The sequence below is a fragment of the Gracilibacillus pellucidus genome (assembly GCF_033949965.1).
Lineage (GTDB): Bacteria > Bacillota > Bacilli > Bacillales > Amphibacillaceae > Gracilibacillus > Gracilibacillus pellucidus.
In genome coordinates this window covers 35,159-49,985 of the sequence record NZ_JAWZSR010000006.1, presented here as the reverse complement: position 1 = coordinate 49,985, position 14,827 = coordinate 35,159, and the positions used below count along the sequence as shown (strand labels likewise).

Here is a 14,827-nt window from a genome sequence, read left to right as displayed (position 1 = left end):
AGTCTAAAAGGGATTCACGTTATATAACAAGTAAATGAATGAGCTTTTGTCTTATTATAGAGGAGGTCGCGCGCATGCGTAAAATTGTTGTAGGTTCTAGAAGAAGTAATCTTGCTTTAACACAATCTAAATGGGTGATTGAACAGTTAAAGAAGCATTCTGGAGATAAGTATGAATTTGAGATCAAAAAGATTGTGACAAAAGGGGATCAAATTCTTGATGTAACACTTTCGAAAGTCGGAGGAAAAGGATTATTTGTAAAAGAGATTGAAAAAGCGATGTACGACAAAGAAATTGATTTCGCCGTACATAGCTTGAAGGATATGCCTGCTGTGATGCCGGATGGCTTAGTGATTGGCTCAATCCCTGTTCGAGAAGACCATCGAGATGCTTTTATCTCTAAAAATCATGTCAAATTAGCTGATCTTCCTGCTGGCTCTATTGTTGGGACAAGCAGTTTAAGAAGAGGTTCACAAATTCTCGCGACACGTCCAGATCTAGAGATTCAATGGATTCGCGGAAATATTGAAACAAGATTAAGAAAACTACAAGAAGAAAACTATGATGCTATTATATTAGCTTCTGCTGGTATGAAAAGAATGAACTGGGATGAAAATATTGTAACGGAATATTTAGAACCAGATGTATGCGTACCTGCAGTTGGACAAGGCGCTTTAGCTATTGAATGTAGAGAAGATGACGATGAATTATTAGCGTTGCTAGCAACTATTAATGATGAATATACAGAAAAAACAGTTAAAGCAGAACGCACTTTCTTAGATTTATTGAATGGTGGCTGTTCTGTACCTATTGGTGCATACGCACATCTTGAAGATGAACAAGTCGCATTAACAGCAATTGTCGCAAGTACGGATGGAAAGACCGTTTTAAAAGAGACGATAAAAGGTACAGATCCAGAACAAGTAGGTAAACAAGCTGCAGAAAAGTTACAATCACAAGGAGCACAGCAATTGGTTGATGAAGCAATCAAGGCGAGCCAATAATGAATCGTTCTTTGCAAGGTAAAACAGTCATGGTGACGAGGGAGCATAAACAAGCGCTTCCTTTAATCCATTTGCTTGAAGAGAATGATGCTCAAACTCAATTAGTACCACTTATTAAGTTTGAACAAGTGACAGATGACCAAACGGAACAACAATTACGTAATCTTGCCGAATACGATTGGTTATTTTTCACGAGTACCAATACGGTTCATTTCTTTCATCAAATGATGACAAAACTGTCTGTAAAGGTTATGAACAAGATAGCGGCTGTTGGAGAGAAAACGAAGAATGTACTAATGAATTATGGATATCAGGTAGATTTCTCTCCTACTATTTACAACGGGGAATCAATGGTGAAACAGTTTGTGCGAAAGTATGGTAAACAACGAATTGGGCTTATCTGTGGCCAAAATGCTAGAAAGGAAATACCAGAACTTTTACAAGAACTAGGTATTTCTTTTGAAAAAATAATTATTTACCGTACAATAAAAAATGAAGGTGCAAAATCAATATTAAATCAAAATGTATTAGATGTTGATGCGGTGTTTTTTACGAGTCCATCGACAGTCACCGCATTTGATGAATTTCTAAATAAAGGATATAACAAGCAGATAAAACAATCAGTAGTAACAGTTGCGATAGGCAATACAACAGCAAATGAACTGCGTGAAAGAAACTTTCAGCATATTATTTATCCGGAAACATTTACGATAGAAAATATGGTGGAAGCATACGAAAATTACATAAGAAAAGGTGATAAATAATGGCACACTCACATTTTGATCGTCATCGTCGATTAAGAAATTCTAGTGTAATGAGACGATTAGTACGTGAAACAACTTTACAAGTAGATGATTTAGTTTATCCATTATTTGTAGTGGAAGGTAATGGAATTAAGAATGAAGTAAGCTCTATGCCAGGAGTTTTTCAAGTATCATTAGACAATCTGGATCAAGAAATTGATGAACTTTTAGAGTTAGGTATACCATCTGTTCTATTGTTTGGTATTCCAAAAGAAAAAGATGAAGTAGGTTCTGGTGCTTATGATCCTAATGGAATTGTTCAATTGGCGATCCGTCAGATTAAAGAAAAAACAGACGACCTATTAATTATAGCTGATACATGTCTTTGTGAGTACACATCACATGGGCATTGTGGTGTGATTAAGCATAATGATGTAGATAACGATCAATCATTACCTCTTCATGTTAAGACAGCTGTTACCCAGGCACAAGCTGGAGCAGATATTATTGCACCGTCTAATATGATGGATGGTTTTGTTACTGAAATACGTAAAGGTTTAGACGAAGCAGGATTCAAACATATTCCAATCATGTCTTATGCCGTTAAATATGCTTCTGCATTTTATGGTCCGTTCCGTGATGCGGCTGAAAGTACACCTGAATTTGGTGACCGTAAAACTTATCAAATGGATCCGGCAAATCGTTTAGAAGCGTTGCGTGAAGCAGCATCTGACATTGAGGAAGGTGCAGACTTTTTAATCGTAAAACCAGCACTATCCTATATGGATATTATTCGTGAAGTAAGAGAACAACATCATGTACCAGTTGTTGCTTACAATGTAAGTGGTGAATATTCAATGGTCAAAGCGGCTAGTATCAATGGCTGGATTGATGAAGAAGCAGTTGTAATGGAGAAATTAACTTCCATGAAGCGTGCAGGAGCAGATATTATCATTACTTATTTTGCTAAAGATGTTGCTAAATGGCTTCAAAATAAATAAAGGAGGCGACTTATTGTGCTTGAAAATCAACAATCAGTAGATGCGTATAAAGAAGCAGTAGACTTAATGCCGGGAGGAGTAAACTCTCCTGTTAGAGCTTTTAAATCAGTGGGAATGAATCCAATTTTCATGGAATCTGGTAAAGGATCTAAAATATATGATATTGATGGAAATAAATACATCGATTATGTACTTAGCTGGGGACCTTTAATTTTAGGACACGCAGATGAACGTGTTGTATCAAAGTTAAAATCCGTTGCGGAAAGAGGTACAAGTTTCGGAGCACCTACTTTATTAGAAAACGAATTAGCACAATTAGTAATTGACCGTGTTCCTTCGATTGAAATGGTTAGAATGGTAAATTCAGGTACCGAGGCGACAATGAGTGCGCTACGTTTGGCGCGTGGGTACACAGGAAAAAATAAGATTTTGAAGTTTGAAGGAAATTATCATGGACATGGTGACTCATTATTAATTAAAGCTGGTTCAGGTGTTGCAACACTAGGCTTACCTGATAGCCCAGGAGTACCAAAAAGTGTTGCACAACACACAATAACTGTTCCATATAATGATATCGAAAGTGTTCGTTATGCTTTTGAACAATTTGGTGAAGATATTGCAGCCGTAATTGTAGAGCCTGTTTCTGGTAATATGGGTGTTGTACCACCAACAGAAGACTTCTTAGTTTCATTGCGCGAGATTACGGCATCAAGTGGTTCTCTACTTATTTTTGATGAAGTAATGACTGGTTTCCGTGTTGGGTACAACTGTGCGCAAGGTCACTTTGGTGTGACTCCTGATTTAACCTGTTTAGGAAAAGTAATCGGTGGTGGCCTTCCGGTAGGTGCATACGGAGGTAAACGTGAAATTATGGAACGAGTTGCCCCTGTTGGAGATATCTATCAAGCTGGAACATTGTCTGGTAATCCACTAGCAATGACTGCTGGTTTAGAAACGTTAAAAGCAATGGACGAGAGTGCTTATGAAGGAATTAATCAAAAGGTAGACAGGTTAATTGAAGGTTATCGTTTAGCTGCGGATAAACACGGTGTTCCTTTACAAATTAACCGTGCTGGCTCCATGGTTGGTGTTTTTTTCGCGAAAGAGCCCGTTGTTAACTATGAAACAGCGTCTAGTTCAGATACAGAGGCATTTGCAACATATTATCGCACAATGGCAGAAGAAGGAATTTTTCTTCCACCATCTCAATTTGAAGGATTGTTTATGTCAACAGCACATACTGATGCGGATATCGAAAAAACAATCGCAGCTGCGGAAAAAGCATTTGCAAAGATTGCGAAATAATACTATAGACAAAAAAAGCTTGCAGAATCCTGTAAGCTTTTTTGTGTTTAACGTGTTAGCGATACTTATCAGAATGTAAGTATCCTATATATCGTGAAAAAACGATCTATTGGCTTAATCGGCATACCCAATATGGGGTTTTTCTTATAAAAGCATATTTTTTTGCCTTTTTTCATATAGTTTATTGAGATGCTAGTACGCCTTAGCTAAGCATAAGAGAGGGGGAAATGCTGTGCAAGAAGCCTTTACATTTAATATGAAAGAAGCGATTTCTTTTGATAACAATCAACAAATCCAAGAAATGTTGGGGATAGGGCTAGAACCAGTCATTTCGATGGAGGAAAACAATGGGACACTCTCCATAAGAGGAGTAATGGAGTTAAAAGGAGAGTATATTAAGAGTGATAGTCCCGATGAATTACTAGAGCTACGTTCAGATGCGATCAGTGTGGAGCGGGTAGAATCATTATCAGATGAAGTAAATGAATTTTTTCATAAATTTCTGATTGATGTATCTATTCCAATGGAAAGAGTTCCGTCATTAGATGCTGTTGCTGTTGATGTTAATCACTTTGATTATTCGTTAGAATCGGCTAAAGAGATGATTATTGAAGCAGTTCTTACTATCCAAGGTATCGAAGAGCCAGAAGTAGTTACGGACAATGAGGAAGAAGCTACATTACCAGCATTTGATAATGACCGATTGGATGAAGAGGAAGAAACGGCAGATGGCAGTTTTCATATTGATGTAGAAGAAGAAGAGATTGTTGATGAATCAGAGGAAGAAGTTATCGAGTTAGTTGAAGAAGATGTGAGAAATGAGGAAGTACAAGAGAATATTAATGAAGAGGAAGTAGAAGAGCAAGTAGTGGAAGAAAGAAGCGAATCTACCGATGAAGCAGAGACAAGTGCCATTTCTATAGAGGAAGAAGAGGAAGAACAGGAAGAACAGCCAGAAGATATATTCCATGTGCAAGGTAGAGAAGAGCGAGCTGATGATACGACATACTTATTGAACATTTTTGCGGAGGAAGAAGCCTCAAGTTATTCGAGATTAAAATTATATATTGTGCAACCAGATGACCATATGACATCAATTGCTGAACGTTACCAAGTATCACCACGGCAGATTATGCGAACGAATCGTCTTGATGATGAAGATATATCAGCTGGTCAACTTATTTATATTCCAATCGTATCAGAAGAATAAAATTTGAATCCCTTGGTAACGCTCAAGGGATTTTTTATTACTTGTTGACATTTCGTTGTCTAAAAGCGAGAACCAGCGTTGTTTCATGTTGGATACTCCTGAAATGCGCTCACTCATTCCAATTGATCGATAGTGGAGAACTTATCGCTACGTCAGAATACTCCGAGTTCACCCTCGGGGCACAAGTGCAACATCTATTCAAGCACAGACCGCTTTCATAGTGTTTTCTATGCCACGGGCTTGTCTTCAACTAACTTTTCAACAAAAACGGTTGAAAAGTGGATTTTCAGACTGCGCTTTTTCCGTAGGAGTCTCCGTATTCTGCCTTCGCTGGATTTATGCTCTTTCTTAGGAGGGAAACAACTAAGATTCTATGTATGGAGGACACATATAGCAAGTAGTGAGATATCCGCATCATGACATATAGCATCATTTTACTCGTGAAATGGTTTTAACATATTTCCACTCACAAACAGTGGAACAATCATACAGCGGAGACAAAACACGAAGACTCCTGCACGAACTCATACGAGCTGAAGATCGACTTTGGGAAGTGGTTTGCTTCACAAAGTTAGCTGAAGCCGTACCCGCGGAAAGCGTAGTGTTTTGTCGGAGCTTTATGCCAGCACTCAATATCAGCAGAATGAAAGAAAGCCAACTAAACAGAGACTATTGCTTTTGGAATTTGTAGTTACTTGTTCTATTTATAATTAGTATAAAAGGTGGGAAGTCGAATGAACTGGACTGCGATTTTAACTGCTTATCAGCTACAGACTGAAGAAATAGAGCAGGTGACGGATCGAGTATATAAAATCAAGTCAAATTCACAAAGTTTTGCACTTAAAAAATCGAGGTTAACACGTGATGATTTAGGCAGATGGCAGGCGATTCAACAGTATTTACAAGAAAAACAGATACTTGGTTTTGTTCCTGTCTATTTGACGAAAATGAACCATTCATTTGTTGAGTCTGATAGCGATTTTTATTATTTAATGCCTTGGATAGAAGAACAATATCTTGATCAGCCAGTTGATGAATATGCAACGGTCGTACATGCAATCGGTCGTTTACATGCGGCAACGATGGATTATCATGATTTACAATCAGTTAAACAAAATAAAGCGGTAACAGAGCAACAATTTCAACGTGAGTTATCGTTACATCGAGAGCAGATGTTAAGATTTGTTCGCTATTTTGAAGCGAAGCGTTTTATGTCACCGACGGAACTGCAAATTTGCATGTATTATCGTGATATGGAGCAAGTATTTAACCAATTGGAAAGGTGGCAAGATGTCTATTTAGATGTTTTAGATGATACAGATAAAATGAAATATACACTATGCCACGGTAATATCCGTCCCTCTCATTATGTTGCGACTGGTACGCATACATTTTTTTTGAATTGGGAAGATGCTTTCATGACTTCACCAACATACGACTTAGCCCATTATTATCAATATTTATGTCAATTTCATGATTGTGATTTTCTCAAAATGACTGAATCATTCTCTATTTATTGTCGCTATATTGACTTATCGGATTATGAGAAAGCCTTGTTAGCCTTGCAATTATTATCTCCTGTCAAATGGTTAGAACTAATATCGGCTACTACTCATCCGAGACGAAACAGCTCTAATCTTCAACAGTCGATTCAAATTGAACAAGAATATCGCAAGTTACTACTGGCGCTTGACTTTCAAGAGTATATATACCAAACATTACAGTTGAGTCAAACCGAGGATTTATATTAAATCCAGCGCAAACGAAAAGCGATAAAAATACCAATTAAAACACCGAGCAGTAATACATCGAAAGTTGTCGGTAAGAATAATGTACGTATCGCTTGAAAAATCATAATAGGTAGGACACACTTTTCACAAATGATTAGCCATTCCCTAGCCCATGGTGGTAAGCGAAAACGATAATAACGTGACAATTTTATCACCCCAATTGTAGAAATAAATATAGACATATAGTACAGTTTATGCACAAGGAATAGAATCGTACGTGAAATATCTCGTTGTTTCATATGAAGAAAATAGTAAAAGTAAGAATGAAAATGATTTTTTATGCAGGAGTATGACTGATAAATGTAGAATATATAATTCAGTTAGCAAGTATTGGCGAGTACTTTGGAGGTGAGATAATCTAGGCTTCGTTCGCTGGAGGATAACTTATATACAGAATAGCATCTACCAATAAGAACAGAAAAAGGCAAACCTATTGTAAGATAGGGGCGCAAAGTTACAGATCCGTATATTGAGCATTCTTCCAGTAGTATTTTATATCCCATTGATTGAGGTAGCGTCAGTTTTCTACGGACGTTTATACTATGCTAAAATACGGATGGCTGAACTGCCTGAAATACACAGTATTTTAGGGGGAATACATTTATGGGTATAAAAGCGATCGTAGATTTGGAGTGGATTTGTTTAATGGTGCAGGCTAAAGAAAAGGGATATACCATTGCAGAAATACGAGATTTTTTGAGAAAAAGAAGCTATAATAAACCGGATTAACCAAAAAGGATAACTACTGAAAAATAAGGTAACGCAAACAGCCTACTTGTTCATTTAGTGTGGTTGCTTTGGTTATCTTTTTTTACTCTGTTTAATTCGTACATTATAGTTCGAATACAGAACCTTTTACAATAGACGAAAATAGGCGTTTTTGATATACTGACAACAAATGTAAGGATTATAAAAATTCATAATGTTAAAACTATTGTAGGTAAAAATGTGATCTATTACACGAAGGGAAGGATTCGATGACAGCAAGTAAGCCAAAGATTGTTGTATTAGGTGCAGGATATGCAGGAATGATGACAACGAAGAAATTAACACAGCAATTTGCTCCAGAGGAAGTAGATATTACATTAGTTAATAAGCATAATTATCATTATCAGACGACATGGCTACATGAGGTGGCTGCAGGGACTATTGATGTCAACCGTTCCCGAATTATGATTTCGGATGTAATTAATACACGACGTGTCCATTTTATACATGATACAGTAGTAAAAATAAATAAAGATGATAAAACCGTTCAATTAGAAAATGGAGAAATAGAGTACGATTACTTAGTCATTGGATTAGGATTTGAAAAAGCGACATTTGGTATTCCTGGAATGGAAGAACATACTTTTTCTATTCAAAGTGTTGATTCAAGTCGCATGATTCGTGATCATATTGAGTATCAGTTTGCTCGTTATCGTAACGAGCCAAATCCGGATCCAAGTATGTTAACAATTGTTGTAGGTGGCGCAGGTTTCACAGGAATTGAATTTTTAGGCGAATTAGCAGAACGCATCCCTGTTTTATGTAAAAAATATGATATTCCACGTCAAGATGTGAAGATTATTGATGTTGAAGCGATGCCGACTGTTCTTCCAGGTTTTAACGAGGACTTACTTAGTTATGCAAAAGAATCATTAGAGCACCGTGGTATCGAATTTAAACTTGGTACGATGATAAAAGAAGTAAAAGTTGATTCTGTTATTGTTGGCGATGAAGAAGAGGAAATCAAAGCAGGAACCATTGTATGGACTGGTGGTGTACAAGCGAATCGTATTGTTGGAGAATCAGGTTTTGAATTAACAAAAGGGAAAGTAAATGTTGATGCAACATTACGTGCGCCAGATAATGAAGGAGTCTTCATTTTAGGTGATTGTGCATGGGTGATGAATAACGAAACGGGTAAACCATATCCACCAACAGCACAAATTGCGATTCAAGAATCAGATGTTTGTGCTCATAATATTAAAACAATGATTTATGGTGGTACATTAGAAGAGTTTAAGTTTGATGATAAAGGGACAGTTGCTTCATTAGGTGGCGGTGATGCAATGGGTACTGTATTCGAAGGTCATAAGCTTTATGGTATGCAGGCGAAAGTAATGAAAAATGTAATTGATGACCGTTATCTGTTCCTATTAGGTGGTCCAACGCTTGTGTTGAAAAAAGGTAAATTCCGTCCATTCTAATTAAACATAAGGAGGAGAAAGTCAGATGAAAAACACTTTATTGTATACAATGCTTACAGTTGCAGCAACAGTTACTTATGTACTAGTTTCTAGAAAAATGGAAGATAAACGAGATTTTCGTTAAAAGGGGAGAGGCTAACTTTCTATAGTTGGCCTCTTTTTTATGGATAGATCAGCCATTTTTGTGAGGCATAAACAACGGAAGTAATGATTGTGCTTGACTTTTTTGTTTCGAATTAGATAAAATAACATATAATAAATCATTAACGATCTGATGCGATGATGAGGAGGAGTACTTCATACTGTTCGAAAGAGAGGAGAACCCATTGGCTGAAAGGTTTTCTCGAAAAAAGATGAAGGAAGGTAGCCTTTGATGCAGCTTTACTGAACAGATAAAGTAGGTAAATGCCGGTGAAATCCGTTATCTTCTAACTAAGTGTATAAGTAGGGAGTACTTATAAACAAAGGTGGCACCGCGGAAATCAATTCTTTTCGTCCTTTATTCAGGGATGAGAAGGATTTTTTTGTTTTTTGTGGGAATTTTGGTTAATGAGTTAGTTGTCAAAGTTTATGTACTTATCACGGACGCTAATTTCCTGATAAGTCACGCTTTATATAAGGAGGAATTTTTATGGCAGAACAACATGAAGTAAACTTACCGCCAAAATATGATCCGACAGCAGTAGAAGCTGGTCGATATGACAAATGGGTAGAAGGTAAATATTTTGAAGCAGAACGAACGAAAGAGAAAGAACCATTCACAATTGTGATTCCACCACCAAATGTTACAGGTAAATTGCACATTGGTCATGCATGGGATACAACGTTGCAAGATATTATAACACGAGTAAAACGAATGCAAGGATATGATGTTCTTTATCTACCTGGTATGGACCATGCAGGAATTGCAACACAAGCGAAAGTAGAAGCGAAATTACGTGAAGAAGGTGTTTCGCGTTACGATCTAGGTAGAGAGAAATTTTTAGAAAAAGCTTGGGATTGGAAAGAAGAATATGCAAGCTTTATTCGTGAGCAATGGTCAAAACTAGGATTAGGATTAGATTATTCGCGTGAACGATTTACGCTAGATGAAGGGTTATCTGAAGCGGTTAAAGAAGTATTCGTTACATTGTATGAAAAAGGGCTGATTTACCGTGGTGAGTATATTATCAACTGGGATCCTGCAACGAAAACAGCTTTATCAGATATTGAAGTAATTTATCAAGATGTGCAAGGTTCGTTCTATCATATGAAATATCCATTAGCTGATGGATCAGGTCATATTAAAATTGCGACAACAAGACCTGAAACAATGCTCGGTGATACAGCGGTAGCTGTTCATCCTGATGATGAAAGATATAAAGACTTAGTTGGTAAGAAAGTATTACTTCCAATTGTCGGTCGAGAAATTGATATTGTAGCAGATGACTATGTAGATATGGAATTTGGTTCAGGAGCAGTGAAAATTACGCCTGCACATGATCCAAATGACTTTGAAGTAGGTAACCGTCATAACTTGGAACGTATTCTTGTGATGAACGAAGACGGTACAATGAACGAGAATGCGGGTAAATACGAAGGAATGGATCGTTTCGAATGTCGTAAACAAATTGTAAAAGATCTTCAAGATCAAGGTGTTCTATTTGAAATTGAAGACCATATGCATTCTGTTGGTCATTCTGAGCGAAGTGGTGCGGTTGTTGAACCATATTTATCTACGCAATGGTTTGTTGATATGAAGCCATTAGCAGAAGCAGCAGTAGAATTACAACAACAATCTGATGATGAGAAAGTTCATTTCGTACCAGAACGTTTCGAAAAAACATACCTCAGATGGATGGAAAATATTCGTGACTGGTGTATTTCACGACAGCTATGGTGGGGTCACCGAATTCCTGCTTGGTACCATAAAGAAACAGGGGAAATGTATGTAGGTAAAGAGGCACCTGCAGATAGTGAAAATTGGGAACAAGATCAAGATGTATTAGATACATGGTTCTCTTCTGCATTGTGGCCATTCTCTACATTAAATTGGCCAAATACCGAGGATGAAGAATTTAAACACTTTTTCCCAACCAATGTGCTTGTAACGGGATATGACATTATTTTCTTCTGGGTATCTAGAATGATTTTCCAATCAAAAGAATTTAATGATGAGCGTCCATTTAAAGATGTATTGATTCACGGATTAGTTCGTGATGCAGAAGGTCGAAAAATGAGTAAATCACTTGGTAATGGTGTTGATCCAATGGAAGTAATTGAGAAATATGGGGCAGATTCCTTACGTTACTTCCTTGCAACAGGATCAAGTCCTGGTCAAGACTTACGCTTTCAGTGGGATAAAATTGAATCTACTTGGAATTTTGTGAACAAAATTTGGAATGCATCACGTTTCGCATTGATGAATATGGATGGCCTAAAATATGAAGAAATTGATTTGACAGGTAAGAAATCTGTGGCAGATCAATGGATTCTAACTAGATTGAATGAAACAATTGAACAAGTTACACGCCATGTTGATAAATATGACTTTGGTGAAGCTGGTCGTTACTTATATAACTTTATTTGGGATGACTTCTGTGACTGGTATATTGAAATGGCTAAATTACCACTGTACGGTGAGGATGAACAAGCTAAAATAACGACACGCTCTGTATTAGCTTATGTACTTGACCATACGATGCGTATGCTACATCCATTTATGCCGTTCGTAACAGAAGAAATTTGGCAACAGCTGCCACATGAAGGTGATTCTGTCGTACGCGCTGCTTGGCCAACGGTTGATCAGCAGTTATCAAATGATGACGCATCAAATGTTATGCAACAATTTGTAGCAATTATTCGCTCTGTTCGTAACATTCGCGCTGAAGTAGACACACCGATGTCGAAAGAGATTCCGATTATTATTCAAGCAAGCGATGATAACGTGAAGCAGCAATTAGAAGAAAATAAAGTTTATTTAGATCGCTTCTGTAATCCAAGTGAATTGACTATTGATACAAATGTTACCGTTCCAGATAAAGCAATGTCTGCTGTTGTAACAGGAGCAGAAATCTTCTTACCATTAGAAGGGTTAATTGATATTGATAAAGAATTAGATCGTCTTCAAGGTGAATTAGATAAGTTAAATAAAGAAGTAGAACGTGTAGAGAAGAAACTAGCTAATGAAGGTTTTGTCGCGAAAGCACCGGCACATGTAGTCGAAGCAGAAAAAGAAAAACAACAAGACTACATGGAAAAACGAGAAAAAGTACAGGCAAGAATTCAAGAATTGAAAAAATAATGATGAAAAAGAGGTTGTCACTGACAGCCTCTTTTTAGCAATAATGGAAAGGATGTGAGGAAATGATAACATCTAAACAAGGATTGGATGATTTCTTTGCAACTAGGAGAAAATTAGGGATTAAGCCTGGTTTAGGTCGATTAGATTATTTGTTAGAGAAAGTAAACCATCCTGAAAAATCATTACCGACGATCCATATAGCCGGTACAAATGGAAAAGGTTCTACTTTAACATATTTAAAAGAGACGTTGATGGCAAGCGGATATACGGTAGGAACATTCCAATCACCAGGTTTGCCAACTATATTCGATCATATAGCTATAAATAACAAAATCATTACTCCAGTCGAGTTTATTCAGATTATCAATCAGCTAATGCCAATCATTGAACAGATGGATGATTGTGACCAAGCTCCTTCTGAGTATGAAATTTTAATGGTTGTCACCTTGCTATATTTAAAGGAACAAGTGGATATTGCGGTTATTGAAACATGTATGGGTGGAAGAGAAGATGTCACAAATAGAGTAGAACCACTTCTATCTATTATTACGACTGTAGCGTTTGATCATACAGCGTTTCTAGGAGATACAATTGAAGCTATTGCCTCGCATAAAGCAGGAATTATAAAAGATAACACACCTGTTATAGTAGGGGATCTAGAAGCGGATGCATTTCAAGTAGTGAATAAAGAAGCTGAGTTAAAAAAAGCGCCAGTTTATCTTTATAATAAAGATTTTTGGATCGATGAAGAAGGAATCGATACTTTCAGGTGGCATAATGATGAAACAACGTATCGAGTGAACGTGACGATGAAAGGTCGACATCAAATGGTTAATGCATCATTAGCTATTCAAGCTTTACAATTATTAAGAGCAAATGGATGGAATATTTCGCGTTCTGCGATTTTGCAAGGTATTGCGCAAGCAAAATTAGCAAATCGGATGGAATGGATAAGTGAGAATCCGAAAATAATCGTTGATGGTGCACATAATTTGCAAAGTATTCGTAAGCTAGTCGAGACCATAAAGGTTGAGGCTGATAATAGCAACATACAGATTTTATTTAGTGCTTTTCGTGATAAAGATATTCATCCGATGTTAAATGAATTAAGTCATCTTTCCAATAGGATTACCATCACTACCTTTGACCATCCGAGAGCACTTGATAAAACAGACGTTCCTATGTCTGTTTTATATATTGAACATACGGAACAGGCCTTGCAACAAGTATTAGTAAATAATCACTCAGAGGATATTCTCGTTATCACAGGTTCCCTGCACTTTGTTGATTATGCTAAACGATTAGTAAAAAATATCGAATAACCAATATTTCATTATTGTTTTTTACAAATTCTGCATGTATACTAAAAATGATAGGAATAAGGTAGAGAGTTAGCCTCATCTCTACCTTTGCTTTCCTCTTTATCTTTTATAAGTCTTCTAATTTTCCTTCCTGTCTTCCTATTTTCTCAAAGGAGTAAATAAATATGACTATTATTTATGGTAGTATCCTGTTTCTATTAGGTCTAGTCTTGGGCTCATTCTATAATGTGGTGGGTATTAGAATTCCTCAACAAACTTTTTTCTCTACTACACGGTCTCAATGTCCAAGTTGTAAACAAACATTAAAATGGTTTGAGTTAATCCCGATTGTTTCTTACGTCATACAAAATGGTACATGCCGTCATTGTAAAGTGACCATCTCATTTTTATATCCATTAGTAGAAGGAATGACGGCATTAGGTTTCTTCGTAAGTTACTTGTTAGTGGGATTTTCGCTAGATTTAGTGATTATTTGCAGTTTAATTAGCCTATTCTCCATTATTGTTGTGACGGATCTGCATTACCTCCTCATTCCTAATCGCATTTTACTTTTTTTCTTACCTATTTTTATTGTATTTCGTATTATATATCCAGTTGATCCGTGGTGGCTCAGTATTATTGGGGCTGTTGTTGGCTATGGTGTTATTGCTCTCATTATCTTCGCGAGTCAAGGTGGAATGGGAGCTGGCGATATGAAATTACTCAGTGTGTTGGGGATTTTATTAGGGTTTCCACATATATTACTTTGTTTATTTTTAGCCACATTGTTAGGTTTATTGTTTAGTAGTTTCTACCTGTTTATATATCGAACTAAGGGGAAAAAAATGATACCATTTGGACCAGCAATTGTTTTAGGTGCTATTATTACCTTTTTGTGGGGGGATTATTTACTTAGTCTGTATGTGGATATGTTCTTTTTTGTAAATAGATAATCGTTTTCTGTCGGTATTGTCAGTATTTGATGAAAGCTTTTTTCA

The 14,827-nt window shown here is 36.7% G+C and carries 12 protein-coding genes, 1 riboswitch and 1 other annotated feature; of the genes, 11 read left to right on the top strand and 1 reads right to left on the bottom strand.

What is annotated here, in order from left to right; all coding sequences use genetic code 11:
* The first annotated feature begins 74 nt into the window (after positions 1 to 74).
* From hemC to SH601_RS11345, 6 genes are all read left to right on the top strand, one after another.
* Complete coding sequence (hemC, locus tag SH601_RS11370) at positions 75 to 1,004, top strand: hydroxymethylbilane synthase (RefSeq protein ID WP_319958430.1); 930 nt, start codon at positions 75 to 77, stop codon at positions 1,002 to 1,004.
* Positions 1,004 to 1,768 (top strand): uroporphyrinogen-III synthase, encoded by a 765-nt coding sequence (locus SH601_RS11365; RefSeq protein WP_319958428.1) that lies wholly within the window; start codon positions 1,004 to 1,006, stop codon positions 1,766 to 1,768. Before hemC ends, SH601_RS11365 begins: the two co-directional genes overlap by 1 nt.
* Positions 1,768 to 2,748 (top strand): porphobilinogen synthase, encoded by a 981-nt coding sequence (gene hemB, locus SH601_RS11360; RefSeq protein WP_319958427.1) that lies wholly within the window; start codon positions 1,768 to 1,770, stop codon positions 2,746 to 2,748. The genes SH601_RS11365 and hemB overlap by 1 nt, the downstream gene beginning before the upstream one ends.
* A gap of 15 nt (positions 2,749 to 2,763) precedes the next feature.
* Positions 2,764 to 4,053, top strand: coding sequence for a glutamate-1-semialdehyde 2,1-aminomutase (gene hemL, locus SH601_RS11355; RefSeq protein WP_319958426.1), 1,290 nt, complete (start codon positions 2,764 to 2,766; stop codon positions 4,051 to 4,053).
* Between the two features lie 232 nt (positions 4,054 to 4,285).
* Entirely contained in the window at positions 4,286 to 5,263 is a 978-nt protein-coding gene (gene spoVID / locus SH601_RS11350; protein ID WP_319958425.1) for a stage VI sporulation protein D, read from the top strand.
* A 734-nt stretch (positions 5,264 to 5,997) separates the two neighbouring features.
* Positions 5,998 to 7,014, top strand: coding sequence for a phosphotransferase (locus SH601_RS11345; protein WP_319958424.1), 1,017 nt, complete (start codon positions 5,998 to 6,000; stop codon positions 7,012 to 7,014).
* On the opposite strand, the gene SH601_RS11340 is transcribed toward SH601_RS11345, so the two are convergent.
* Positions 7,011 to 7,199, bottom strand: coding sequence for a hypothetical protein (locus SH601_RS11340; protein ID WP_319958423.1), 189 nt, complete (start codon positions 7,197 to 7,199; stop codon positions 7,011 to 7,013). The two genes, SH601_RS11345 and SH601_RS11340, sit on opposite strands and share 4 nt — an antisense overlap.
* 267 nt (positions 7,200 to 7,466) lie before the next feature.
* Positions 7,467 to 7,515: riboswitch (cyclic di-GMP riboswitch) on the top strand.
* Between the two features lie 141 nt (positions 7,516 to 7,656).
* Here SH601_RS11340 and SH601_RS11335 point away from each other — a divergent pair.
* From SH601_RS11335 to SH601_RS11315, 5 genes are all read left to right on the top strand, one after another.
* Positions 7,657 to 7,782, top strand: a complete 126-nt coding sequence (locus tag SH601_RS11335) for an anti-repressor SinI family protein (RefSeq protein ID WP_319958422.1) — start codon at positions 7,657 to 7,659, stop codon at positions 7,780 to 7,782.
* 248 nt (positions 7,783 to 8,030) lie between these two features.
* Positions 8,031 to 9,245 carry an NAD(P)/FAD-dependent oxidoreductase gene (locus SH601_RS11330; protein WP_319958421.1) on the top strand — a complete coding sequence of 405 codons (1,215 nt, stop codon included), beginning with the start codon at positions 8,031 to 8,033 and terminating at the stop codon, positions 9,243 to 9,245.
* A gap of 270 nt (positions 9,246 to 9,515) precedes the next feature.
* Positions 9,516 to 9,748, top strand: a binding site (T-box leader).
* Between the two features lie 128 nt (positions 9,749 to 9,876).
* Positions 9,877 to 12,528 carry a valine--tRNA ligase gene (locus SH601_RS11325; protein ID WP_319958420.1) on the top strand — a complete coding sequence of 884 codons (2,652 nt, stop codon included), beginning with the start codon at positions 9,877 to 9,879 and terminating at the stop codon, positions 12,526 to 12,528.
* Positions 12,529 to 12,590: 62 nt separating this feature from the next.
* Positions 12,591 to 13,850 carry a bifunctional folylpolyglutamate synthase/dihydrofolate synthase gene (locus tag SH601_RS11320; RefSeq protein WP_319958419.1) on the top strand — a complete coding sequence of 420 codons (1,260 nt, stop codon included), beginning with the start codon at positions 12,591 to 12,593 and terminating at the stop codon, positions 13,848 to 13,850.
* A gap of 164 nt (positions 13,851 to 14,014) precedes the next feature.
* On the top strand, positions 14,015 to 14,782 hold the full coding sequence (locus SH601_RS11315; protein WP_319958418.1) for a prepilin peptidase: 768 nt from the start codon (positions 14,015 to 14,017) through the stop codon (positions 14,780 to 14,782).
* Positions 14,783 to 14,827: the final 45 nt, after the last annotated feature.

Bases quoted from the DNA above. Each gene is read 5' to 3' on its own strand.
- hemC (WP_319958430.1), top strand. From the start codon at position 75: ATGCGTAAAATTGTTGTAGGTTCTAGAAGAAGTAATCTTGCTTTAACA.
- SH601_RS11365 (WP_319958428.1), top strand. From the start codon at position 1,004: ATGAATCGTTCTTTGCAAGGTAAAACAGTCATGGTGACGAGGGAGCAT.
- hemB (WP_319958427.1), top strand. From the start codon at position 1,768: ATGGCACACTCACATTTTGATCGTCATCGTCGATTAAGAAATTCTAGT.
- SH601_RS11345 (WP_319958424.1), top strand. From the start codon at position 5,998: ATGAACTGGACTGCGATTTTAACTGCTTATCAGCTACAGACTGAAGAA.
- SH601_RS11335 (WP_319958422.1), top strand. From the start codon at position 7,657: ATGGGTATAAAAGCGATCGTAGATTTGGAGTGGATTTGTTTAATGGTG.
- SH601_RS11330 (WP_319958421.1), top strand. From the start codon at position 8,031: ATGACAGCAAGTAAGCCAAAGATTGTTGTATTAGGTGCAGGATATGCA.
- SH601_RS11325 (WP_319958420.1), top strand. From the start codon at position 9,877: ATGGCAGAACAACATGAAGTAAACTTACCGCCAAAATATGATCCGACA.
- SH601_RS11320 (WP_319958419.1), top strand. From the start codon at position 12,591: ATGATAACATCTAAACAAGGATTGGATGATTTCTTTGCAACTAGGAGA.
- SH601_RS11315 (WP_319958418.1), top strand. From the start codon at position 14,015: ATGACTATTATTTATGGTAGTATCCTGTTTCTATTAGGTCTAGTCTTG.